A 22,341-nucleotide genomic window follows, 5' to 3' on the forward strand; every position below is an offset into this window, starting at 1 on the left:
CGGCCCGAACCGATGCCCGCGCCCCGTCCCCGTAAAGGTAACCGGCATCCTGGCCCGATCCAAGGCCTTACGAGCATTGAATTGGGTGATATTCCGCGCGATGATGGCGGCCACTGACCGCCTATTTGCGCGGAAGGCAAGGGGGCTTCACGGTTTACAGGTTCACTGCCGAAAGGGCGGTTGCTTACGTGCGCCCGGCACAGGCTCGACATCCCAGGAGATCCAATGATTCGACGCGCTATTGCGTATTCGATGGTCGTAATGTTGACCGCCTGCGCCACCATCCCCGACAGCCCGGCCAGCATCGACACCCAGTATCAGGCCGCAAACCCCGCACGATATCCAGCTCAAGCCATCAGGCAGCGCCATGCAGGAACATCGATGTTATTCATCGAGATCGGCGCCGATGGACTTGTCCATGACGTCAAAATCTTCCAGTCGAGCGGCTATCAGGAACTTGACCAGGCTGCCATCGCGGCCGCCTATATGTGGCGCTATAAGGCGGCAATCATATCTGGACATGCTGTGGCGTCCTATGTGCACATTCCCGTGAATTTTCATTTGAACGACACGGCGCCGGTGTGGAAGTGACGCTTGTAACGCCGGTCGTGCCGCCCAGTATGGCAATGGTTTGACGACGCGAACGCACCCAGGCACTGCCTCTCGCGTAAACCGCAGACCGTGCGCACCAGCCGAGTCTTGCAGAAGTGCCTTGTCCGTTCACTGGGATCCACGCATGAATCTCGCTCGCGCGTGTTGCTTCGCTCGGTCGAAGCGCAGTTGGCATGCGGCGATTGACGTTGATGGATGTCGCTCGCGCATGGCCCGATTAGGCACCTTGCTGCTACCCAGTTGAGGCCGCCGTCGCAAGCTGACCTTCCCGGGACAAAACTTGTAGAGCCTCACAACAGCAGGCGGCCTGTGCTCATAGCAGATTCTTTAGCTGGCAAATATCACCCCTGGATACAATCTGGATATGCGCCTTCGGCACTCGTCTTAATTGACGATCCTGGCAAGAAATATCGGGTCTGCGCCACCCGAGCCATCAGCCATCAGAGCCTATAGTCCGCCCATTGTGGAGATGCTTGCTAAGCGACAGATCACGCAGAGGATATCTCGCTCACACCGGCGGATTCGAGACGATGGACTTCGTCTGCGTCTGGCGGCGACGTTACGGTCGTCTTCCAGCCTGTAGGGCTTTGCACCAAACGGATCGAATTCAGACCTTTCGGTTCGGGAGCGACGCCGCGACTTAGTGACCACAATTCGATCCAACGGGGCCGACAAGTGACGGCGACGACATCGGGGTGATGGGGGCCGTCCGGGAACCAGGGACGTAGCGTCTCTCGCCACAGTGCATTCTTAAGCGCCGGGTCATCGCTCACGCTCGCGTCACCACCCAAGGTCACGTAGCTGCGGCCCGCTTCGTCGAGGAATGTGAGGCTGAGCGAGCCAGCGCGTGTCAACTCGCGGATCTTGCGGGTCTTGCGACTGGTCATGAATTGCACGCTTAAATCGTCGTCGACCTTGAGGTGCTGCACCACACGGGCATTCACCTCGCCGCCGTTGGGCGTGAGCACGAAACACAGCTGACAGCTGGCGACGATGGCGCGGGCCTGCTCGAGATATTGATGAGGAGTCACATTTCGTCCTTTTAATGAGCGTTGATGGTGATGAGCTCAGCGCATTCACCGCCACATGCTGTCAGGCGTGAATGATCACTGGCCGCCAGAATGACGGGTGGCGCATGTTGTCTAGGTCCAGCGAAGCATACGAATCTGCAGTACTTCAGCCGTCTGCGGTGCGCATCGCCAGGCAGCACTTGAGCGCCCGCCCGAATCAGCCGAAAGCCCGCTCTCTGGGCTGGTGCTGGGGTGGCTTTTTCGTTTACGCCTTGCGGACTAATTTAAGTCAACACCATGAGCTCTGGCGGCATCCAGCGCCGCCTCGCAGGCGGCCCGCAACAGCGAATCGACGTCGCTCGGTGGTGTTTCCTTGTGCGCAACGTAGCGGCGCACAGCGGCATACGGCATGTCGACCAGCGCGAAGGTCACCGCGCGCACCCGCGGCGCCGAGCCTCTTCCGAACAGGCGGCGCGTGATGTCTTGCAGCGCCGTGTTTAATTGGCTCGCGAGCTGCTGGGCGCCAGCGGTCATGGCGGCGGGCCAATCGCTGCAAAGAAAATCTTCGCGGCGGTGCGTCAGCAGGATGCTGGCGCCTGCCGGATCTTCTCTGACCCAACGCGGAACCATCAATGCGGCGTCGAGTGCGGCTTGTCTTGGATCCGATGCGTCGAGGGCCTCGACGAAGCGGCTCTGAAATTCGGCAGCGGTGCTGAGCCACACTCGGCCTAGCAGCTCATTGCGTGTTTTGAACCGATGATAGATCGAGCCGCTCGACGCACCCAACGCCTGGCCTACTGCGCCAACCGTAGCGGCGGCGGGACCATCGGCTGCAATGATCCGCGCCGTCGCGGCGATCACGTCGTCCTCACTAAAGATTGCTTGTCTGCCCATTGATAAAATATATTAGCCTCTAATATATAAATCAAGCGACGCAGGCATCCATGGTGCGGTCGCCCCTTGCCAACGTACCGGCTATCCCGAGACCAGGTTTAGATATCGAGCCCCCATGAACAAGCCACTGCTTTTTTCCGCTGTGCTGGCGGCCTTTACCGCAATGGTCCACGTCCTTGCCGGCGGGGTGACGGTTGCCGCTCCCTTGCTGGCTTCTTCGCTTGACCTAACTCCCAAACTTACCCTGTACGCCGTCTGGCACTTAGTCTCGGCCACGCTGGCCCTGACATCGGTTGCACTACTTATTGCGGCGTTCCCTCGCCATGCTTCGTCATCTCGCTACCTAGTCCTCTTTATTTCAGTGCTTTGGCTTGGATTCGGCGGGGTCTTCATTCTTATTGCATCGATACGGCCCGAAGAAGGACTCCTACTTGAACTTCCGCAATGGACGCTGCTGCTACCGGTAGGGCTGCTTGCACTGTGGGGCAGCATCCGTACTGGAAACGACGAGCCGTACAAGAGCCCATGATTGCAGCGGCATCGGAGCTGCAGTCCCCACGTACGGTTTGCGAATGCAATGCTCGGCACCACCCGGCGCGAAGCCGGTTCGTTCGATGATGCGGACCAGTCGCGTCGTCGCCCCTGACTCCCTACAAGTAGCCCTATAGCCATGCTTAAAGCCATCGCGCCCGATATTTGGCATCTTCAACATTATTTCGTAGCGAGTGGCCTGCGCGTGTCGTCGCGCATGACCGTCGTTCGACTTCAGGACTCATCGTTATGGCTGCATTCCCCGGTACCAGTATCGGCCGCCGTACGAACACAACTCGCTGCCCTTGGCAAAGTGCGATACATCGTGGCGCCCAGCAAAACGCATCATCTGTTCGTGCCAGAGTGTGTCGCCGCCTTTCCTGACGCCATCTTGTTCGGTGCCCCAGGGCTTCTTGACAAGCGGCCCGACTTGACGAATATGCGTGAGCTGAGCCGGTCAGTCGAGCCGGAGTGGGCAGAGGATTTTGAGCAGACTTTTTTCGACGGCATTCCGTTTGGCAATGAAACGGTCTGGCTTCACAAACCGTCCCGTTCCCTCATCGTCACCGACCTGTGTCAATACTGGCAAGGCGACTTGCCGTTCGCAACGAAGGCATTTGCGTTGTTTACCGGGGTCCGAAATCGGCTTGCTGTACCGAGGACAGTTCGATGGCTAGTCAGGGATCGCGCGGCCGCGCGCCTAAGTGCGGCGAAGATCCTCGACTATCCTTTCGTCCGCGTCGTCACCGCGCACAATGCCATCGTTGAAGATGACGCCCATGCCGCCGTAAGAAGGGCGTTCACTTGCTTTGGTAGTCATTAAAGTTTGACCCTCTAGCAATGAGCTTGGCCCGGCTGGCCTTACCTGCGCAGCTGTAGCGGTCCAAGGTAAAGCCAGCGTCTTTATTCCATCTTGATAACGCGCATTCAACACGCGGATTAAAATAATGAAAATGGCTCCACTTTTTGTACTGGCTGTTCTGCCGCTTGGCGTTTGCAGCAACGCCTTTGCCCAGAGCACGACCGCGTCCACCGCGGATGCTGCGACAGTCAGTACGACACCGGCGCCGGTGTGGCAGGTCGCCTTTAACGTGGGCGCTCAATCTGACTATGTCTTTCGAGGGATCAGCCAGACCAACGGCCACACCTCGGGATTCGCCGGTGCCGATGTCACTTACCAGAGTCAGTGGTACGTCGGCGCATGGACGTCCAACGTAGACTTCAGCCCCTCAGGCGACACGCGCACCACCCAGGAATACGACTTGTACGGCGGCTGGCGGCCCACCGTCGCAGGCGTCAATCTGGATCTGGGCTACATCTACTACGGCTACAAAAACCAGCCCCGGGATACGCGCGAATCGTATGCGGAAGTCTATCTGCGGGGCACCCACGCCTTCGGTCGATGGACGCTAGGCGGCGGCCTCGCCTACTCGCCAAACTTTCCCGGCATGGCGAAACATGCCTTGTATGGTGAGGCGAATATCGCCTTTGCGATCAGCTCGGCGTGGAACGCCTCGGCCAATCTAGGCCGCCAGACCGAATCGGACGCCGTGCTGTCCGCACGCGGCACGCTCGAAGACTTCAACTACAACACCTGGAATGCGGGCATCACCTATTCGATCAACGATCACACGGCGCTGGATCTTCGCTACTGGGATACCAACAAACACGCGTCCGGCGACATCTATCAGTCGCGCGTGGTCGCATCGATCAAGGCAACGTTCTAGGGCTATCGCCTTAACGCCGCCGCCGAATGAGGCGGCGCGTTTTGCGCAGGAGCGCTGGCGAGAGCTCAGCTCCCCCTGCCCATGCCGGCCAGCCGGTAGCCGACCTGCAGCTCGGTAATCAGGTGTTGCGGGCGGGCCGGATCGTCTTCCAGCTTCTGGCGCAAATTGGTCATGTATACGCGCACATAGTGAGGGCGATCGGCATAGCCGGGGCCCCATACCTCAAGCAGCAATTGACGATACGTGATCACTTTGCCATGACCACGGATCAACGCCGCCAGCAGCCTGAACTCGATCGGAGTGAGATGCACCGACTGCTCGGCTCGACTGACTTCATAGGTCGCCAGATCTACCCGCACCTGGCCAAATTGGATCACCGACGGCGCCGCGCCATCACCCGCCACGATGCTGGCGCGGCGCAGCTGCGCGCGAACACGCGCAATAAGTTCTGGCACGCCGAACGGCTTTACCAGGTAATCGTCGGCACCGGCGTCGAGGGCGTCGACCTTCTCCTGCTCATGCTCGCGCGCCGACAAGACGAGTACCGGTGCGCTGGACCAGCCGCGCAATTCGCGGATAAACGTTTTTCCATCGCCATCGGGCAGGCCAAGATCCACGATGACCAACTGCGGCTGGCGACTGGCCGCATCAATGCGTGCCTGCATGGCATTGCCGGCCTCGAATACCGCCATGCCCTCTCGCTCGAGCGACAAGCGGATGAAATGGCGGATATCGGCTTCGTCTTCGACGACCAGGATTCTTGGTTTACTCACGACAACATCTCGCATTCGACTTCAGGTTGCTTGCCCATCGGCAAACGGATTTCAAAGCGCGCGCCCCGCGGCGCAAGCTGCACTGCCTCGATCATTCCGCCATGCGCGGACACAATGCTTCGGCACAGCGCCAGGCCAAGCCCTACGCCGGTGATCGAAGACTCCTTTACGCCGCGGGTAAAGGGCTCGAACAGCGCCTCTGGCGGGCTATCGGACGGCAAGCCAGGGCCATCGTCGTCAATGCACAGATGCATTGTTTCACCGAACGCCATGGCACGAATCCAGATCGTCGCCTGCGCCGGGGTGTATTTCGCCGCGTTGTCCAGCAGGTTGACCAGCACGCGCTCGAACAAGTTGGCATCGAGTTCGACCAGCGGCAGATCAGCCGGCAGATCGGTGTGCACGCACCGCTCGCCCAAGGTGGCGTCCACGTTGGCCAAGGCGCTGCCGACGATTTCGCTGATCGCCTGCCACTCCTTGTTCAACCGCACGCCATTGCTCTGCATCCGCGCCAGGTCCAGCAGATTGACCACCAGCCGATGTAAGCCATCCGCCTGGTTATGAATCGCCCGCGTCAACACATCGCGCTCCTTGCGTGACAGATCTTCAGACGTTTCCAGGGTTTCGGCGAGGCCTCGAATGGCGGTAAGCGGGGTTTTCAAGTCATGCGAGATGGCGGCCAGTAGCGCATGCCGCAAGCGCTCGCCCTCCATCCGCACTAGCGTGTCCCGTGCGATATCGACAAAGTGGATACGTTCCAGCGCCATGGCGATCAGGGCGCAGCAGGCGTCGAGCAAGCGGCGATCGTCGGGTTCAGCCGCCAACGCTACACCGTCTGGACGCAGCGCCAGCACGCCGCGTGTTCGCAGTGGTGCCCTGAGCGGAAGGTATTGTGCATCCGCCCCCGCCAAGGTCGATGTATCGCGACCGGCCGGCTGCACATGCTCGTACACCCATTGCGCCACACCGGCATCGAAGCCGCCATCGCCCGCTATCTGTTCGCTGAGATTCGGCAGCATCAGGGCGCCGCGTGATGCGAATATCGGTGCGATGGTATCCGTGCAGACAGCCACGATCTGTTCGATCGTCATCGCCGCCGACAGGTCGCGCGCTACCCGTGCCAGCGCGGTGGCGCGACGTTCGCCCGCCGTGGCAGACGTCGCCTCGGAGCGTAGCCGTGCCGCCAGCTGCCCGGTGACCAAGGCCACCACCAGCATCAGGAAAAAGGTAAACAGGTACTGCGTATCGGAAACGTGGAAAGACCAGATCGGCGGTACGAAGAAAAAATCGAAGCTCGCCACACTGACCAGTGCCGCCAGCGCTCCAGCCGCCTTGCCCCAGCGCAGCGCCACCAGCACCACGGTCATCAAGAACAACATGACGACATTGGACAGGTCGAACACCCGCAGCAGCCATGACGCCACCACCGTCGTCACCCCGCAGGCAAGCAGCGCGAGGGCCAGCGCACGAGCCTTCACCGCCGGCTTCGATCGCGGCTTTCTTGCCGCAGCCGTGGCAGGGCTGGGCTGCAACAAGATCAACCCCACCTCGGGGCTGGCGTCGGCGATGGCACGCGCCAGTGACTTTCGCCACGGCACATGCCAGCGGCGCCGACGATGACCGAGCACCAGCCGGGTGGCATGACGGGTGCGTATGCAGTCGAGCAAAGCATGGGCAACCTGCTCCCCCGGCATGCTGACGAATTCGGCGCCCAGACTCTCGGCCAGTTTGGCCAGCCGCAACAGCGCCTCGCGTTCGGATGCATGACGGCTGCGTCGCGATTCGTCCACATGCACGACGACCCAGTCTGCCTGCAAGCGCTGCGCCAGCCTCGCACCTTCGCGTATGAGTTTTTCGTGGGTCGCGTCCGCGCGCACGCAGACCAGTAGCCGTTCATGGGTCGGCCACACACCGTCGATGGCGTGATGGTCCCGGTATGCGCGCACGTCCACGCTGACCCGATCGGCAAGCCGCCGCAGCGACAGCTCGCGCAACGAGACGAGATTGCCTTTGCGAAAAAAATGATTGCCGGCGTGCTGTGCTGCTTCCGCCATATAAATGTCGCCGGCCTCGAGCCGACTCAGCAGCTCCTCCGGCGACAGGTCGACCAAGACCACGTCATGCGCCGCATCGAAGCAATGATCCGGCACGGTTTCGCGCACGCGAATGCCGGTGATGCTGCCGACGACATCATTGAGGCTTTCCAGCTGCTGCACATTCAGCGTGGTGTACACACTGATGCCGGCACGCAACAGCTCTTCGACGTCCTGCCAACGCTTGCTGTGACGGCTACCTGGCGCATTGCTATGCGCTAGCTCATCGATCAGTACCAGCTCGGGTTGGGCCGCAAGGGCGGCGTCCAGATCGAACTCCCACAGCGATTGCACCTGATAAGACACCCGGCGCAAAGGCAGTTGCGCCAGGCCCTCGAGCAGCTGGCGAATCGGCGCGCGATCGTGGGTTTCCACCTCGCCGACGCACACGCGCACGCCGCTGGCTTGCTGTCGATGCGCGGCCTGTAACATCGCGTAGGTCTTGCCGACGCCCGCACAGGCGCCAAAGAAGATCTTCAAGCGCCCGTACGTTTGCCGCTGGGTTTCGACCGTGATGGCTTCGAGAAGCTGGTCCGGATCGGGCCGTCTATCGCTTGTCATGTGATACCGCTGACCCCGCACAGGGGGCGCCCATGATACCCGAACCGTTTGCGGCACGATCGAAGCGCCTGCCGCACCGCTCACATGAAAGGGGTGAGCAAGAGGTCGATAAGCTTGATGCCGACGAACGGCGCGATAAGGCCGCCCACGCCGTAAATCAGCAGGTTGCGCCACAGCAGCTGCTCCGCCGACGCGGCCCGATATCGAACGCCACGCAATGCCAACGGCACCAACACCACGATGATTAAGGCGTTGAAGATCACCGCGGACAGGATCGCCGACCCCGGGCTGTGCAACGCCATCACATTGAGCTTGGCCAGCGGTGGATACGTCGCCACAAAGGCTGCTGGAATAATCGCGAAATACTTGGCCAGGTCGTTCGCGACGCTGAACGTGGTCAGGGCGCCGCGGGTCATGATCATCTGCTTGCCCACCTCGATCACCTGCAACAGCTTGGCCGGGTTGCTGTCGAGGTCGACCATGTTGCCCGCCTCCTTCGCCGCCTGCGTACCGCTATTCATCGCCACCGCGACGTCGGCCTGGGCCAGTGCCGGCGCATCGTTGGTGCCGTCGCCGGTCATCGCCACCAAACGCCCTTCGGCCTGGTAGTGGCGGATCAGCTTGAGCTTGTCCTCCGGGGTCGCCTCGGCAAGAAAATCGTTCACCCCCGCTTCGGCGGCAATGGCCGCAGCGGTCAGGTGGTTGTCGCCGGTAATCATGACCGTCTTGATCCCCATCCGATGCAGCTTGGCGAACTGCTCGCGGATGCCCCCTTTGATGATGTCTTTCAGCTCCACCACACCGAGAATGCGCGAGCCATCGGCGACCACCAACGGCGTACTGCCGCGACGCGACACTTCGTCGACCACCCGCTCGACACCGGCAGGAAAAACCCCGCCCAGCGATCGCACATGCTCGCGCATGGCCGACGCCGCCCCTTTGCGTATGGGACGATCGCCGATATCGACACCACTCATCCGCGTACGTGCGCTGAACGGCACCGGCTCACAGGCTGGCAACGAGCGCGAGCGCAGGCCGAAACGTTGCCTGGCCAGCACCATGATCGAGCGCCCCTCCGGGGTTTCATCGGCCATCGACGCCAGCTCGGCGGCCTCGGCCAAAACAGCCTCATCGACGCCCACCGCCGGCAGAAAGGCCGAGGCCTCGCGGTTACCCAGCGTAATCGTGCCGGTCTTGTCGAGCAGAAGCACGTCCACGTCACCGGCCGCCTCGATAGCCCGCCCAGAAATCGCCACCACATTGGCCTTGAGCATGTGGCTCATGCCGGCAATACCGATGGCGGACAACAACGCACCGATCGTCGTCGGGATCAGACAGACCAGCAACGCGATCAGCACCGTGAGGCTGACCAGCTGACCCGAGCCATTCAGCGCCACGCTCAGGCTGGAGAACGGCAGCAACGTCGCGCAGACCATGACAAAGATAAGCGTCAGCGCCACCAGCAAAATCGTCAGCGCAAGCTCATTCGGCGTCTTACTGCGCTGGGCACCTTCGACCATCGCAATCATGCGATCGAGAAAGGTCTCGCCTGGATTCGCGGTAATCCGCACGATGATCCAGTCGGACAACACGCGCGTGCCGCCGGTGACCGAACAGAAATCGCCGCCCGACTCGCGTACCACCGGCGCCGACTCGCCGGTGATCGCCGACTCATCGACCGAGGCCACGCCCAGCACCACCTCGCCATCGGCGGGAATGGTCTCACCCGCCTCGACCAGTACCCACACACCCGCGACAATCTCTTCACTGCTCGCCATATACCAGCTGGAGTCATAGCGCGGCTCACGCAGCACCTTGGCGTGAACCCGTTGCCGGGATGCGCGCAATGCCGCCGCCTGCGCCTTGCCACGGCCCTCGGCCAGCGCCTCGGCGGCATTGGCAAAAATAACCGTAAACCAAAGCCACACCGCAATCGCAAAGATGAACCCGCTGGATGCATCGCCGTGGCCCATCAGCGCACGTATCCACAGTAGCGTGGTGACGATGCTGCCGAGGTAGACGACGAACATCACCGGGTTCTTCCACTGCGCCCGCGGCGACAGTTTCCTGCATGCTTCGCCGATAACCGCAAGCCAGCTCGGCGAGCTGCCGTACATCCCTACGGCGGGGTTGCTAGCAAGCAATGTTTCGTTCTGCGACATCAGGGCAAGCCTCTTGATTACTTCACTGCGGCGCTGGGCGCCGCCAGGGCGTCGAGCGCAAGGTTGAGCTTGAGCACATTCACGCGCGGCTCGCCGAGTACACCGAGCTGCCTCGGCGTGGCCTGCTCATCGACCCGCGCCTGCAGGCTTTGCGCGGGCCATCCGCGCGCGCGCGCAACGCGCTCGACCTGCAGCTGCGCATTGGCAAGCGAGATATCGGGATCCAGCCCCGATGCCGACGCCGTGACCGCATCTACCGGCACCATGGCGGTGGCAGCCAGACCGTTCTCCTGGCGGTAGGCGATCGCTCGCGCACTGACCTGGTCGAACAGCTTTTTGCTGGTCGGGCCAAGATTGCTTGCCCCGCTAAGCGCCGCGTTGTAAGGCTGATCCACACTCTGGCTGGGGTTAGCCGGGTCGGGGCCGGTCGTCGCACTGGGACGCGCATGAAAATACTGCGGCTGCTTGAAGTCCTGGCCGATCACGGCAGAACCGCTCCATGCGCCATCGTGTCCGATCAGGCTGCCGCCCGCCTGCGCGGGGAAAAGCAACCTCGCCAGAGCGGTTGTCGCCAGTGGATAGGCAAGCCCGGTAAGCAGCATGAACAGCGCCGCCGAAACCAACACCGGGCGAATCAGCTGCCGCGTGTTTTCAACCGGGGTGAGTGCGTTCGAATGGTTATCGATCATGGCCATGCCCTCAAAACCATTGGCCGGCCGACATCAGCAAATGCTCGATGATCGGTCCGAGTGCGAGTGCCGGCAGAAAGGTGAGCCCACCCACCACCAGAATCACGAAGATCAGCAAGCCGGTGAACAGCGGCGTTGCCGTAGGCAGCGTGCCCGGGCCTTCGGGTACCGACTTTTTCATCGCCAGCGAGCCGGCCACCGCCAACATCGGCAGCAAGGTGAAATAGCGGCCGAACAACATGGCCAGGCCAATGGTGATGTTGAAGAACGGCGTATTCGCATTAAGCCCCGCAAACGCCGAACCGTTGTTCGCCGTACCCGACGTATAGGCGTAGAGCAATTCGCTGAAGCCGTGCGGCCCGCTGTTGTTCAAGCTGGCGACGGTGGCCGGCCATACTGCCGCCAGCGCAGTGAAACCGAGGATGCAAAATGGATGTGCGAGTACGGCAAGCATCACCAATTTCATCTCGCGCGCATCGATCTTCTTGCCCAGGAACTCCGGCGTGCGCCCGATCATCATGCCAATCAGGAACACGGTCAGGATGGCGTAACCGACCAGGTTGATGAAACCCACGCCGACGCCGCCGAAAACATCGTTCATCATCATCAGCGCCAGCGGCACCAGGCCACCCATGGGCGTGAGCGAATCGTGCATCGCGTTGACCGACCCGGTGGTGGCGGCGGTCGTCACCGCCACAAACATGCTGGTCTGCGCCATGCCAAAGCGCATTTCCTTGCCTTCCAGGTTGCCGCCCGATTGCAGCGCGCTCCACTGCTGATCGGCGCCGGCCTGCGCCAGTAACGGGTTGCCCTGCTGTTCCGCGTGATAAACCACCGCCAAGAAACCGACAAACATCACCAGGAATGCGGCCAGAAAAGCCCAGCCCTGACGGCGCCGCATCAGCATGCTGCCAAACGTAAAGGTCAGCGCCGAAGGAATCAGAAACATCGCCAACATATGCAGCATATTGGTCAGTGGCGTGGGGTTCTCGAACGGGTGCGCCGCATTCATGCCGAAGAAGCCGCCGCCATTGGTGCCGATGTGCTTAATCGCCTCCAGGCTGGCGACCGGCCCAATCAAAATCTGCTGCTTCGCCCCTTCCAGCGTTGTCGCGGTGACCGAGCTAGTCAACGTCTGCGGCATGCCCTGCCATACATAGACCAGCGCCAGCACCAGGCATGCTGGCAGCAGCACGCGATAAATCGTGCGCGTGAAATCGACCCAATAATTGCCCAGATCATTCGTGCACTTGCGGCTCAGCCCACGAATAAAGGCCGCACAGCCAGCGATACCCGCCGCCGCGCTCGCCGTCATCAGAAAAGTGATGACCGCCATCTGCGAGAAGTTCGAAAGACTCGACTCGCCCGAGTACGACTGCCAGTTGGTATTGGTGACGAATGAGGCCGCCGTGTTGAACGCCAGGTCGGCGCTCTGCGCGGGACGCTGCAACGAGTCAAACGGCAGCAGATCCTGGATCCGCAACAACAGATAGCCAAGCAGCATCATTGCGGCATTGCTAAGCAGCAAGGCTAGGCCATAACGTTTCCACGTCATCCCTTCATCCGGCGCTATGCCTAGCAGGCGGTAGGTAAGCCGCTCTGGCCCGCCGTGGTGCGAACTGCTCAGCACGCGTGTCAGCCACGTGCCGGCAACGCCTACCATCAACAACATCGCCGTCACGACGATGGCGAATTGTGCGTAATCAAATGACATGCAATGGCTTCCTTACATCCTGTCCATGACAACGATGAACAGCGCCGTGGTCGCGAAGAAGCACAGCGTCGTCGCAATAAATACGAGGTCGTACATGGGGATTCCCTGATCTGGATGGCATCGGCACGGACTAGAAGCGCTCTGGCTTAATCAAGGCGTAGAGCAAGTAGCCAAGCAGGGCCGCCAAGCAAAGCACCCCCAGCCAGCTCATGCCATGGTCCAGATGCAAAGCGGGAGTCGCTCAGCCACATTTGCGGACAGCGATGCCGCGGTGCAAGCCGCCAGCGGAAACGATGAATCGGTAGCGCGCATGATCTGGCCTACGAGTTAAGAAGGCCTGCCATGCTAGGGTCGCGCCCTTCAAGATGGCGCTGAAATTACGGCGGGCGGTATCAAGATCGCATCAAGATGGCGTGGTTCGCGCCACTTGCGACGGGTTAAGTGCCTGCGGCTCCCGGAGCCGGCGCAAACAATCTTCAACTAGCCGGCGGCCCCCTTGCCGCCGCTATGGCTGCCGATCTTTCAGCATCAGTGATGCCCACGGTAGGTGATCATCGCTGGGGGACCGCTGGGTCGATGCGTACGACTGCCATCTCGATGCCATGGAATTGCGGCAGTATCTGGCGACAACATCTGGCAAACGATATCGTCTGCCGAATGGCACCCGACGATCCGGAATCATGAACCTCAACAGCGACTATCCATGCGCTTGATCGCCTGGGCACGACATACATCGAATACCACAGCCGAAACCGGCCTCCTGCTTCGTGCATTGCAGGAGGCCGTAGTCACCATGCTTGCAGCCATTGCCACCATGCTATGTGCGCTGGCGATTGATCCGGAGCCGGGTCCGGCGGTGTTGGCGGTGGTGCTGTGCATTTCGCTTTCGCGCAGTCAATTGGATCGTAGTCGCCGCGGCAGGATCGAGGCGGCGCTGGTGCTTCCCGCGGTCGGTCTTATTGCCGTGGGTGTCGGCCTGCTATTGCGATTCACCCCATGGATCGGCGCCGCGGTTTTTACCGCAGGCATGTTCGTTTCGATCTGGTTGCGTCGGTTCGGCCCCATGGCCGGTCGTGCTGGTTCGCTTATCGCGCTGCCATTCGTCGCGTTACTCAGCACGCCGTATATCCCAACCACCCGAGTCACGCCGATTCCGGCGTTCTTGATGCCTGTGCTGGTCGCGTTACTGGCCCTGTTATGGGTGGGCGTATTGCACGCACTGGGTCGCCGCATGTGCTTGCTGCCCCCGGCAAAGACGATGGAGCGGCCATTGCCTGTACCTGCACCTGCCAGTTCGCTACGACCGGTTGCTTCTACCCGCATGGCCATCCAGATGGCGATGGCGCTCGCGCTGTCGTTTGTGATCGGCTATGTGTTTTTCCCCGAGCGCTGGTCGTGGGTCGTACTCACGGCTTTTATCGTCAACAGCGGCAATCGCGGCCGATTGGACGTCGTCTACAAAAGCTTGCTGCGCGTATTGGGTGCGGCGGCCGGAACGCTTGTCGCCTTGTCCATCGGCATGCATCTGGGATCTCACCGGGAAGGTACTGCCGCTCTGATTCTCGTGGTGCTTTTTCTCGGTCTATGGCTGCGTCCGCTGAGCTACGCGTGGTGGGCATTGTTCGTCACCATCGCACTTGCACTGTTGCAAGGCCTTGCTGGCTCGCCAAACCTGAACTTGCTGTGGCCACGCCTGGAAGAAATCGTCATTGGCGCGCTCATCGGCATTGTCTGCGCCTGGTTCGTACTCCCTGTACGTTCCAGCGCCGTACTGCGACGGCGTTTGGCAGATGCATTGGCAACCCTCTCTGAAGCGCTCGACCCCGCCAATCCCGGGCGGTCCTCCCAGCATTTTGTGGCCGCCCTCGACGATGTAGAGCAACTGCGCCCGGCATTTCATGCAAGCCGTTTCGTCACGCGCCGCTTTCGGGTCAGTCACCCTGCGGACTGGGTGGATACACTGATCGCCTGCAAGCATTCTGCTACGGCTTTGATCGATAGAGGTGAGACGCCTGGCGGTATACGCCGCGCGGTCGGGGCCGCTCGCCAATCGATACGCGAGCCCGAGGAAATCTTGCCCGCACTGCAAGGTCTACATCGTGTGCTGCATGGACAACCATACGACAAGCAACCCATTCGCTCTTCGAGCGAAGCGGTTCATACGGGATAAGCAAACAGGCTGCCGCCGACTATTCAGACGTGCAGCAGCGCCTGCAACCCCGCCAGCTGATACCGCCAGTAGGCCGCGAACGCCTGGCGTACCGAGTCGCCATCGTTGGCTTCTTGCAGGATGGAAACGATCATGTCGGCGGTGCCGACGAAGATCTGCACCAGCACGGTATGCGGAACCACCTCGTCCGGCTGGGCGTGATGCTTGTGCAGATACGCACTGGCCAGCCGGGTCAGTTCGCGCACCACCAGCGGACGCACATGCGCCAGCGGCGATGCTTCAGCACCGGACAGAAGAATCAGTGTGGGAATACGGTGCTCGATGAAGAAATCCAGCAGCGCATCCGCCGTGCCAGAGCGGCCGGCCGTCATCGTGCCCCAGTCACTGACCGCACCCAGTTCACGCACGCGTGCGCGTAGCCGGCATAGCAGCTGCGCCGCCAGCGAGCGCGAAACAATCGCGTTGAACAGCGCATCTTTGTCGGCGTAATAACGATACAGATTGCCGGTGGCGATATCCGCAGCACCAGCGACATCTTGCAGGCGCGTGCCGCGATAGCCGTTGCGCGCGAAGGCCTCCGCCGCCGCAAGCAGAATGCTTTGACGAACGCTCTCTTTAAGCCGCTGTGCCATCGGTGCCCTTTAGCCGCCCTGGTGTACGTTGTCGCCATGGTGCCGCTTCTTCCAGCTGATAGGCCAAGCCAAGCAAGATGGCTTCGTGCCCGGGCTTCGCTGCGAAGTGCATGCCGATGGGCAAACCAGCGAATGATTCGTGCAGCGGCACCGACATGGCACACCAGCCGGCGATCGAGGCGATGGCGGTGTAGCCGGCTAGCCGCTCAGTGAAGGCAATGACCTCGGCGGCCGGCTTGGTCGGCCCAATGTGCCCCAGCGGAAACGCAGTAAACGGCACCGTCGGGCACAGCAAAACGTCATAGGCCTGCATGCCCTGGTTTGCCGCCATCTGCGCCGCAGATAGCTCGGCCATGGCCACCCCCATCCCGGCTATCGGATCGGCCCCGGCTCGCTGCACAAGCTCACGCGTAAAGGGTTCGAACCGCTGCTGATCGAACCCAGCACCGAAAGCTTGCTGCAACTGGCCGAACAGGCCTGCCGTCATAGTGCCGGCAAGATCGAAGAATGCTGCACTCGTCGCCGCCGCTTGATAGGGCGGGCCACCGCACTCGATCAGCTCATGGCCCAATGACGCACACAGCTGCACCGTGCGCTCCAGCGCAGCGGCAACATCGGGTTCGGGCTCGTGGCCGAATCCGTTGGCGCGATACCAGCCAATGCGCAGGCGCCGGCGTAGTGGCTCGGCGACATAACCCACCGGCCTGGCTTCGCCGTCGCGCAGCTCGGTCACCGCCAGCCAGGCTGCGCTATCGCGCACCGTACGAGAAACGCAGTGATCGCTGACTAGGCGACCGAAAGGACTATCCGCCATGGGCCCGGTCGAGCGGTGTCGGCCGCGACCGGGTTTGAATCCGAACAAGCCACACAAAGAAGCCGGGCCGCGAATCGAGCCACCGCCATCGGATGCATGTGCCACCGCGACCAGACCTGAGGCGACTGCCGCCACCGCGCCACCGGATGAGCCACCCGCCGAGCGGGTCAGATCCCAGGGATTACGCGTCGCTCCACAGGCCAGGGTTTCGGTCGTACCCAGCAGGCCAAGCTCGGACGAGGTGCTTTTGCCCAGCACGATCAGGCCGGCCTCATCCAGCGCATCGGTGTAGTCACTGCCTGCCTGGGCGCGCTGGCCGACGAATGCCCGCGAGCCGCATTCGAACGGCAAGCCCGGATACGCCAGCAGGTCTTTCAACAGCGTCGGCACGCCAGCAAGCAGACCCGTCGACGCCACACGACATGCCCGCTCGCGCGCCCGTTCGAAATCAACCGAGGCCAGCGCATTGACCAACGGACCGACTCGCTCGATCCGCTTGATGGCCGCGTCCACCAGCTCAGTTGACGAGACACGACCGGCGCGTGCCCATTCGGCCTGCGCCACGGCATCCAGGCCGCTGAACTCATCCTCGATCCATGCCGACCTATCATAAGCATCTGTTTCAGAAGTCTTTTTCATCTTAGGATCAAATAATGAATTTAATATTCACTATATTAGACAAAAAAGACAGGCGCTGCAAACCCCCATGGCGAAGCCATGCATGCGCTTGATCAGCCTCACTGACAATCGCAGGCAAACGCAGGTACTGCAGCCTGTTCAAGCGCCGAATCCTGGACTCAGGCATTCGCCCGCACGTCATTCGCGAACAAGACGCTCGCTCTCGTTGCGGTAGGTGAGATGGAGAATGCGTATCGGATGGAGAATCCCATGACCTGGCACGACACCACGAGCTTCAAGTCGATTAGACGGCCATTGGCCTTTCGATACGAAGTCCTGATATCGATGGACGCTATCGATCCGGCGAGACGCACAAACATCATCAGCTTGGGCGCGCGCTGATCTCTGCAGCAGCTGACTCTTGCGGAGAATAATCTCCTACGATGATGAAGACTCTGCTGGCGCTGCTTTAAGTTGCAACGCACGGCCTGGTCGCAATTCGATACTTGGCACCGGCGCCGACTTGAACTCGAAGTTCGTCGTAAACCACTGCGTCGCCTCGTCTGAGATGTCAATCCCGTTAATATAGGGACTCTCGTACCGGATGATATCGATGTGGTAGTCCGCTAGTTTCTTTCCAGTAGAAATATCGATAGCGCTGATGACCATCGCTTTATCGTCTCGATCGAACACTATCGCGACATCATTTTTAATCAGCAAAAGATAGACGGCATGGCCGATATTATGTACTTCATAAGGCTTCTTGCGTACCAGCAGCATGTCGCCCTTATCGTTGTACAGCCTGACCCAATCTTCTGTCCCAGCATCATAAAAGCCTAAATCACCGCCATTCTTGCCGACGTCCATCGGCTCAAGCTGAAGCTTGCCATTCTTCTGATAGAAACGGGTTATCCGGCAATCGCTCTCCATGGCTGTGTCGTAGCACGTTCGCAGCAGGAACATTTTTTCGTCCAGCACGACAACGCCCCTGACCGTGTACTGGGAATAGGCCGATGATTCATTGGCGGCCCTGCCATAAATCATTTCGCTGTAGTCGTTTTCCTGCAGTTTTCTGCCATGAACATAAACATCGACAACCTCATAAGTGCTTACCGAGCCATTCGGATCAAACAGACTTATTCTTTCGTGCTCGCTCTTGATCACCTTGAGCCCAGGGCTATCGATAAGAACAACCTGATTCATTTTTTGATAGGCAAGCCATAACACGATCATCAAAACAATAATCAGCAGACACCAAAGCCTCTTTGATAATTTTCTGGTTTTTATATTCATCGCTTGACGAGCTTATGAGTTGCAGCCACAAGAATTCATCCCCAAGGAAAATGCAGGCTCGAACAATGGCAGCCTTTCATGTTGCGCGCCACTCGCATGCGCCTGGCCCTGACAATCCAATATGCAGTCTCATGAATGCCTCATCACAAAAACGCTCATGTAACATGAAATAGATGGGCTCATCCTTCCCCACCACCTGCCTCGCATCTACACTCCGTCAAGCAAGACCCAAGGACCATGGAGAGGGCAATGAGCAAGGCAAGCGTAGGAAAGATGGTATGGATCGCTTTTTTATTGATGGCAGCCACGGACGAATGCCTGAGTCAGACGACAGCTCCTGTTGCTGGGTCGAATCTTTTCGTTGCGTGGTTCACCAAGTACTGGTATCTGATTGTCCCCTTGGCTGTCATCCTGCTGGTGACGTACGTGATGATCGCGCTGGGCATGCGCTTTGCCGCCCGCGTGATGCATATGCAGAGTGTGGTCAACCACCGCGTGATGGGTACGGATCTCGCCGAGCGAGTGCTTCGTACGGGCCAGCCGGCCGTAGCGACGGTGCTCGAGAGCTATGACACAGGCATGCGGGTCGCGCGCATCTATATCCTCGTACGGCTCAAGTTCCAGGTACAGCCTGAGGACGGATTAGCTACCTACGAGGCTGAACTGGTCGCCCCGATCAGCCCGGTAAAGCTCGCCGACTTCGCACCGGGGCGCTCCGTGAAGCTGCGCTTCGACCCGCTCTCGCACGAGATCGCCATCGACCAGCCGATGCGCTGAAGCGGATGCGCGGCCCCGATGAAGACCATCAAGCCTTTTCGCCTGAGCATCCTCACGCGGCCCTGCCGACGGCAGCGGCAAGACCCCTTTCTACCAAAGCACCCCATCTTCCACCGGTGCGGGCTTCAGGCCATGGGCCTCGCCCAGGCCGTCGCGCAAATCGATTTCGATGTTGCGGGTGATCGTGGTCAACGGCACATCGTTTTCTGTGTTCTCGAAAGGGTTTTGCATGTCGTTGCCGATCTGCAGTAGGGCGAGAAACAGAAAGCCGACTGCGGTGGAGCCCAGGGGGGTGTAGAGCTGCAACGACTCCACCATGCCCAGGGGCAGCAAAATGCAGAAGGCGTGAGTGAACAGGGTAGGGTAGGTTGCGTACTGCTGCGGCAGCGGCGTGTTCTTGATGCGCTCCATGCCACCCTGCGCATTCGAAAGCTCGCATGCTGTCCAGACCGGCTTGCTCCGCAAGTATCTGGCCGGTGCGGTCGAGGATGGCGTTGGGCACATTGGCCACGTGATGAACGCGCTCCCACTCGTCCGCAGGCAATCGGGGCTGCAACTCATCCCATGGCGCCTGACGGCGCAGGTGCAGGCGCAAGGCGTGAACGTAGGCGACGTGACGCAGTATCAGCTCGGTGCGCAAAGCCTCGCTACCGAGCGGCAGCAGCGTCTTTACTTCGCGGGCAAAACTACGCGAGTAATTGACCGTCGCGCCCCACAAGGTACGTGCCTCCCACCAACGCGCATACGCGGTGGTATTGCGAAACGAGAGGTAGACCGCCACGGCGGAGCCGAGCAAGGTCAGCGGCAACGCAGGAAGCTCGACCCAGTAATGAGCAAAGATCAAATAGGCGGCGGTTATCGCCACATCCCAGGCGAATAGCCAGGCCAACGGTTTGCCCACGTAGTGCAAGATGTGGCCAAGATGCGCTCGCCCCGGCAGGATCATGGCACCGCCTCACCCTGCAGGCGGGCGATCGCCTCGGGCAGCGATTGCAAGCTGCCGCTGCCTTCATCGAACACCGACACCTGGCCGTGCTCGATGTCATAGATCCAGCCCTGCAAGGCCACCCGCCCCTCGGCGATACCAGCGGCCACGGCGGGGTGGGTACGCAGATGCATCAGCTGCAAGCGTACGTTCTCTTCGATCAAGGCTTGCAGCGCCTGCGGCCCCTCCAGCTTGCGCGCAAACACCGTGCTGCGGGCAGCTTCCGCGTTGCGCAGCCAGGCCTCCACCGTGGGCATGCCACTGGTGCTGAGCGGGTTCAGCAGGCCCTTCATGGCACCGCAATCGCTATGCCCGCAGATGACGATTTGCCGCACACCCAGCACCATCACCGCGTACTCGATCACCGCCGATACGCCACCGAGCATCTCACCATAGGCAGGCACGATATTGCCGATGTTGCGGCAGACGAACAGCTCTCCCGGCTGAGTCTGGGTGATCATTTCCGGCACGACGCGCGAGTCGGCGCAGGCAATGAACAACGTATGCGGCGACTGACTCTGCGCCAGCCCCTTGAACAGCGCCGCGCTTTCGGGGAACACCTTGTGGCTGAATTCATCGACGCCTTGCAATAGCTGCAATAAGCCGATGGCTGCGTTCACAGCGTCATGATTATTCGAGGGCGCATCGTTCGACATGGCCAGATCCAGCAAGAGGGAGGATTGCCGCATGGATGATATCGCGTTGCCGCGAACACCGGTTGGACAGGCTATGAGATGTCATAGCCCCGACGATGACATGGCAATGTGAATGCACCGGCCCGTCGGCCGCCCCTTGCAGACACTAGCTTATGGCCGCCCTCATGGCTTGTGCGCACGGGTCTCCTGCGGCGGGTGTGTCAGCGGAAGCACATCCTCGACCAGGTGCACGAATACCTTGCCGGACTCTTCTTCGAACAGCATATGTGCCGAATCATCAAACCAGACCAGTTGTTTGCTCGGGGCATCCAAGGTCTTGAACCACTCGCCAAGCAGGCTCGCCGAGGTGTTCAAATCATGCCGCCCCTGCATCAAGACCACCGGGCAATCGAAATGCGTCGAATGCGCAAAGCTCACCTTGCTGAGCGGCTCCCATAGCGCCCCCAGGCTGAAGTCCATGCCTTGCAGACGTGCCTTCAAATCGGCGGCTGAATAGTCCGGACTCAACTGCGCAACGTCACCATCATGGCCTTCCTGCGCATGCCAGGTATAGCCGTTGTAATAAGTCAGCCAGTGTCGCTCTTTTTCCAGGTTCGCCAGCGTACGCTTGGGGCTGGCGGGGTCAGGAAAGGGTGCGATGGATTCCAGCTCGGCGACGGCTTGTTGATTGCCATCGTCGCGCGCCGCCTGCAGCGTGGCCGCATAACCCATGGCTTCGCTGCGCGGCATGTCCACGACCTGGCCCATGCCTACATAGGCGTAGAACCAGTCAGGGTGGCGCTGCGCCAGCTTTACTCCAAGCACGGTTCCCCAGGAGTGACCGACCAGCACGATTTTCTGCCGGCCATAGGTTTTGCGCAGATAACTCACCAGCTCTTCCGCATCGTCGACCATGCGCTCAATCGTCATGCCGGGGCGGATACGCTCGGCGTCGTTCAGCGCATAGGTCTTGCCCGCCCCACGCTGATCCCATTGCACGACATTGAAATACTCCTCCCACTGGACCTGGTAGTAGTACCGCGTAGGCAGTGAGGTAAAACCCGGGCCACCATGCAGAAACAACAAGATCGGCGCATCACGGTGACGTCCACGAACGGTTACCCACTGATCGATGCCGCCGATACGCAGTTTTTGTTGCTGATCCAGGCCATCCGTGGTCACGATGCGCTGCGCGGTACGAAACACAGCGGCAGCATCAGGGGTGGGCGTGTCGGCATGCGCCATCGCTACACACAGCAGGCAAAGCACCAGCCATAGGCTTGAACGTCTCACGGATAAACCCCTGTTCGAATGGATCGTCAAGGCTGGATAGGCCGGCCTCGCCGATGGAGCCGGGCCGTCACCGCCCTGTGTCTAATTCAGCCGCGATACTGGCCCGGCGAATGCTGCGCACAAGCATGAATATCCACTCCCAGAAGAACCACAGCCAGAAGTCACCCACACCACCACGCTGCCATCATCAGCGTCCGGCCATGGCAGGGCTCATGCATTCGAAACATGAACTTTAGCTACGGGCTACCCGGCTTGAATCGAAAGCGACATCCTCCGTGTAGTCACCGGGCGCGTCACCCCGGCACTGAACTTGAAGGCTGTGGCACAGTCCCTCCACTCAGCACAAACTGCTCACCTC

Annotated in this window: 19 protein-coding genes and 1 pseudogene; 6 read left to right on the top strand and 14 right to left on the bottom strand. The window is 60.5% G+C overall.

The features are described 5' to 3' along the window. The first annotated feature begins 225 nt into the window (after positions 1–225). Complete coding sequence (locus OUZ52_RS07880) at positions 226–591, top strand: energy transducer TonB (RefSeq protein WP_266157837.1); 366 nt, start codon at positions 226–228, stop codon at positions 589–591. 509 nt (positions 592–1,100) lie between these two features. On the opposite strand, the gene OUZ52_RS07885 is transcribed toward OUZ52_RS07880, so the two are convergent. Both OUZ52_RS07885 and OUZ52_RS07890 read right to left on the bottom strand, forming a co-directional pair. After that, complete coding sequence (locus tag OUZ52_RS07885) at positions 1,101–1,643, bottom strand: pyridoxamine 5'-phosphate oxidase family protein (RefSeq protein WP_266157838.1); 543 nt, start codon at positions 1,641–1,643, stop codon at positions 1,101–1,103. A gap of 258 nt (positions 1,644–1,901) precedes the next feature. Continuing rightward, entirely contained in the window at positions 1,902–2,483 is a 582-nt protein-coding gene (locus OUZ52_RS07890) for a TetR/AcrR family transcriptional regulator (protein WP_266157839.1), read from the bottom strand. A gap of 148 nt (positions 2,484–2,631) precedes the next feature. Here OUZ52_RS07890 and OUZ52_RS07895 point away from each other — a divergent pair, with 148 nt between their 5' ends. From OUZ52_RS07895 to OUZ52_RS07905, 3 genes are all read left to right on the top strand, one after another. After that, complete coding sequence (locus tag OUZ52_RS07895) at positions 2,632–3,045, top strand: hypothetical protein (RefSeq protein ID WP_266157840.1); 414 nt, start codon at positions 2,632–2,634, stop codon at positions 3,043–3,045. A gap of 141 nt (positions 3,046–3,186) precedes the next feature. After that, positions 3,187–3,870, top strand: coding sequence for a DUF4336 domain-containing protein (locus OUZ52_RS07900; RefSeq protein WP_266157841.1), 684 nt, complete (start codon positions 3,187–3,189; stop codon positions 3,868–3,870). Positions 3,871–3,994: 124 nt separating this feature from the next. Then, positions 3,995–4,774 carry a TorF family putative porin gene (locus OUZ52_RS07905; protein WP_266157842.1) on the top strand — a complete coding sequence of 260 codons (780 nt, stop codon included), beginning with the start codon at positions 3,995–3,997 and terminating at the stop codon, positions 4,772–4,774. A gap of 65 nt (positions 4,775–4,839) precedes the next feature. Here OUZ52_RS07905 and OUZ52_RS07910 read toward each other — a convergent pair whose 3' ends face one another. The 6 genes from OUZ52_RS07910 to kdpF form a co-directional block, all read right to left on the bottom strand. Then, positions 4,840–5,547 carry a response regulator gene (locus tag OUZ52_RS07910; protein WP_266157843.1) on the bottom strand — a complete coding sequence of 236 codons (708 nt, stop codon included), beginning with the start codon at positions 5,545–5,547 and terminating at the stop codon, positions 4,840–4,842. Next, a complete protein-coding gene (locus OUZ52_RS07915) occupies positions 5,544–8,201 on the bottom strand; it encodes a sensor histidine kinase (RefSeq protein ID WP_266157844.1) in 2,658 nt (885 codons plus the stop codon). The genes OUZ52_RS07910 and OUZ52_RS07915 overlap by 4 nt, the downstream gene beginning before the upstream one ends. An 80-nt stretch (positions 8,202–8,281) precedes the next feature. Further along, entirely contained in the window at positions 8,282–10,318 is a 2,037-nt protein-coding gene (gene kdpB, locus OUZ52_RS07920; protein WP_266157862.1) for a potassium-transporting ATPase subunit KdpB, read from the bottom strand. 62 nt (positions 10,319–10,380) lie between these two features. Beyond that, positions 10,381–11,052 carry a potassium-transporting ATPase subunit KdpC gene (gene kdpC, locus OUZ52_RS07925; RefSeq protein WP_266157845.1) on the bottom strand — a complete coding sequence of 224 codons (672 nt, stop codon included), beginning with the start codon at positions 11,050–11,052 and terminating at the stop codon, positions 10,381–10,383. A gap of 10 nt (positions 11,053–11,062) precedes the next feature. Next, entirely contained in the window at positions 11,063–12,766 is a 1,704-nt protein-coding gene (kdpA, locus tag OUZ52_RS07930; RefSeq protein ID WP_266157846.1) for a potassium-transporting ATPase subunit KdpA, read from the bottom strand. A gap of 130 nt (positions 12,767–12,896) precedes the next feature. Continuing rightward, a complete protein-coding gene (kdpF, locus tag OUZ52_RS23000; RefSeq protein WP_425493819.1) occupies positions 12,897–12,977 on the bottom strand; it encodes a K(+)-transporting ATPase subunit F in 81 nt (26 codons plus the stop codon). Positions 12,978–13,559: 582 nt separating this feature from the next. Here kdpF and OUZ52_RS07935 point away from each other — a divergent pair. Beyond that, a complete protein-coding gene (locus tag OUZ52_RS07935) occupies positions 13,560–14,936 on the top strand; it encodes an FUSC family protein (protein WP_266157847.1) in 1,377 nt (458 codons plus the stop codon). Positions 14,937–14,959: 23 nt separating this feature from the next. On the opposite strand, the gene OUZ52_RS07940 is transcribed toward OUZ52_RS07935, so the two are convergent. From OUZ52_RS07940 to OUZ52_RS07950, 3 genes are all read right to left on the bottom strand, one after another. Continuing rightward, positions 14,960–15,568, bottom strand: a complete 609-nt coding sequence (locus OUZ52_RS07940; RefSeq protein ID WP_266157848.1) for a TetR/AcrR family transcriptional regulator — start codon at positions 15,566–15,568, stop codon at positions 14,960–14,962. After that, positions 15,552–17,021: an amidase gene (locus OUZ52_RS07945; RefSeq protein ID WP_266157849.1), complete on the bottom strand. Its 1,470-nt coding sequence runs from the start codon at positions 17,019–17,021 to the stop codon at positions 15,552–15,554. Before OUZ52_RS07945 ends, OUZ52_RS07940 begins: the two co-directional genes overlap by 17 nt. Positions 17,022–17,438: 417 nt before the next feature. After that, positions 17,439–18,293: a hypothetical protein gene (locus OUZ52_RS07950; RefSeq protein WP_266157850.1), complete on the bottom strand. Its 855-nt coding sequence runs from the start codon at positions 18,291–18,293 to the stop codon at positions 17,439–17,441. A gap of 249 nt (positions 18,294–18,542) precedes the next feature. On the opposite strand from OUZ52_RS07950, the gene OUZ52_RS07955 reads away from it, so the two are divergent. After that, the gene (locus OUZ52_RS07955; protein WP_266157851.1) at positions 18,543–19,070 is read left to right on the top strand and encodes a hypothetical protein; all 528 of its coding nucleotides are present in this window, start codon (positions 18,543–18,545) and stop codon (positions 19,068–19,070) included. Positions 19,071–19,160: 90 nt separating this feature from the next. On the opposite strand, the pseudogene OUZ52_RS23095 reads toward OUZ52_RS07955, so the two are convergent. From OUZ52_RS23095 to OUZ52_RS07970, 3 genes and pseudogenes are all read right to left on the bottom strand, one after another. Further along, positions 19,161–20,016, bottom strand: a pseudogene (locus OUZ52_RS23095) (bestrophin family protein). Then, positions 20,013–20,711 carry a carbonic anhydrase gene (locus tag OUZ52_RS07965; RefSeq protein ID WP_266157853.1) on the bottom strand — a complete coding sequence of 233 codons (699 nt, stop codon included), beginning with the start codon at positions 20,709–20,711 and terminating at the stop codon, positions 20,013–20,015. Before OUZ52_RS07965 ends, OUZ52_RS23095 begins: the two are co-directional and overlap by 4 nt. Before the next feature lie 162 nt (positions 20,712–20,873). Continuing rightward, positions 20,874–21,983, bottom strand: a complete 1,110-nt coding sequence (locus OUZ52_RS07970) for an alpha/beta fold hydrolase (RefSeq protein WP_266157854.1) — start codon at positions 21,981–21,983, stop codon at positions 20,874–20,876. Between the last annotated feature and the right edge of the window lie 358 nt (positions 21,984–22,341).

Origin of the sequence: Dyella silvatica, from assembly GCF_026283955.1 — a bacterium.
GTDB lineage: Bacteria > Pseudomonadota > Gammaproteobacteria > Xanthomonadales > Rhodanobacteraceae > Dyella_C > Dyella_C silvatica.

What these genes read in the sequence shown, in the direction of transcription:
- OUZ52_RS07965 (WP_266157853.1), bottom strand. Translation starts at nt 20,711, where the DNA reads ATGTCGAACGATGCGCCCTCGAATAATCATGACGCTGTGAACGCAGCC.
- OUZ52_RS07915 (WP_266157844.1), bottom strand. Translation starts at nt 8,201, where the DNA reads ATGACAAGCGATAGACGGCCCGATCCGGACCAGCTTCTCGAAGCCATC.
- OUZ52_RS07905 (WP_266157842.1), top strand. Translation starts at nt 3,995, where the DNA reads ATGAAAATGGCTCCACTTTTTGTACTGGCTGTTCTGCCGCTTGGCGTT.
- OUZ52_RS07950 (WP_266157850.1), bottom strand. Translation starts at nt 18,293, where the DNA reads ATGAATATAAAAACCAGAAAATTATCAAAGAGGCTTTGGTGTCTGCTG.
- kdpB (WP_266157862.1), bottom strand. Translation starts at nt 10,318, where the DNA reads ATGTACGGCAGCTCGCCGAGCTGGCTTGCGGTTATCGGCGAAGCATGC.
- kdpF (WP_425493819.1), bottom strand. Translation starts at nt 12,977, where the DNA reads ATGAGCTGGCTGGGGGTGCTTTGCTTGGCGGCCCTGCTTGGCTACTTG.
- kdpC (WP_266157845.1), bottom strand. Translation starts at nt 11,052, where the DNA reads ATGATCGATAACCATTCGAACGCACTCACCCCGGTTGAAAACACGCGG.
- OUZ52_RS07935 (WP_266157847.1), top strand. Translation starts at nt 13,560, where the DNA reads ATGCTTGCAGCCATTGCCACCATGCTATGTGCGCTGGCGATTGATCCG.
- OUZ52_RS07880 (WP_266157837.1), top strand. Translation starts at nt 226, where the DNA reads ATGATTCGACGCGCTATTGCGTATTCGATGGTCGTAATGTTGACCGCC.
- OUZ52_RS07895 (WP_266157840.1), top strand. Translation starts at nt 2,632, where the DNA reads ATGAACAAGCCACTGCTTTTTTCCGCTGTGCTGGCGGCCTTTACCGCA.
- OUZ52_RS07940 (WP_266157848.1), bottom strand. Translation starts at nt 15,568, where the DNA reads ATGGCACAGCGGCTTAAAGAGAGCGTTCGTCAAAGCATTCTGCTTGCG.
- kdpA (WP_266157846.1), bottom strand. Translation starts at nt 12,766, where the DNA reads ATGTCATTTGATTACGCACAATTCGCCATCGTCGTGACGGCGATGTTG.
- OUZ52_RS07945 (WP_266157849.1), bottom strand. Translation starts at nt 17,021, where the DNA reads ATGAAAAAGACTTCTGAAACAGATGCTTATGATAGGTCGGCATGGATC.
- OUZ52_RS07900 (WP_266157841.1), top strand. Translation starts at nt 3,187, where the DNA reads ATGCTTAAAGCCATCGCGCCCGATATTTGGCATCTTCAACATTATTTC.
- OUZ52_RS07955 (WP_266157851.1), top strand. Translation starts at nt 18,543, where the DNA reads ATGAGCAAGGCAAGCGTAGGAAAGATGGTATGGATCGCTTTTTTATTG.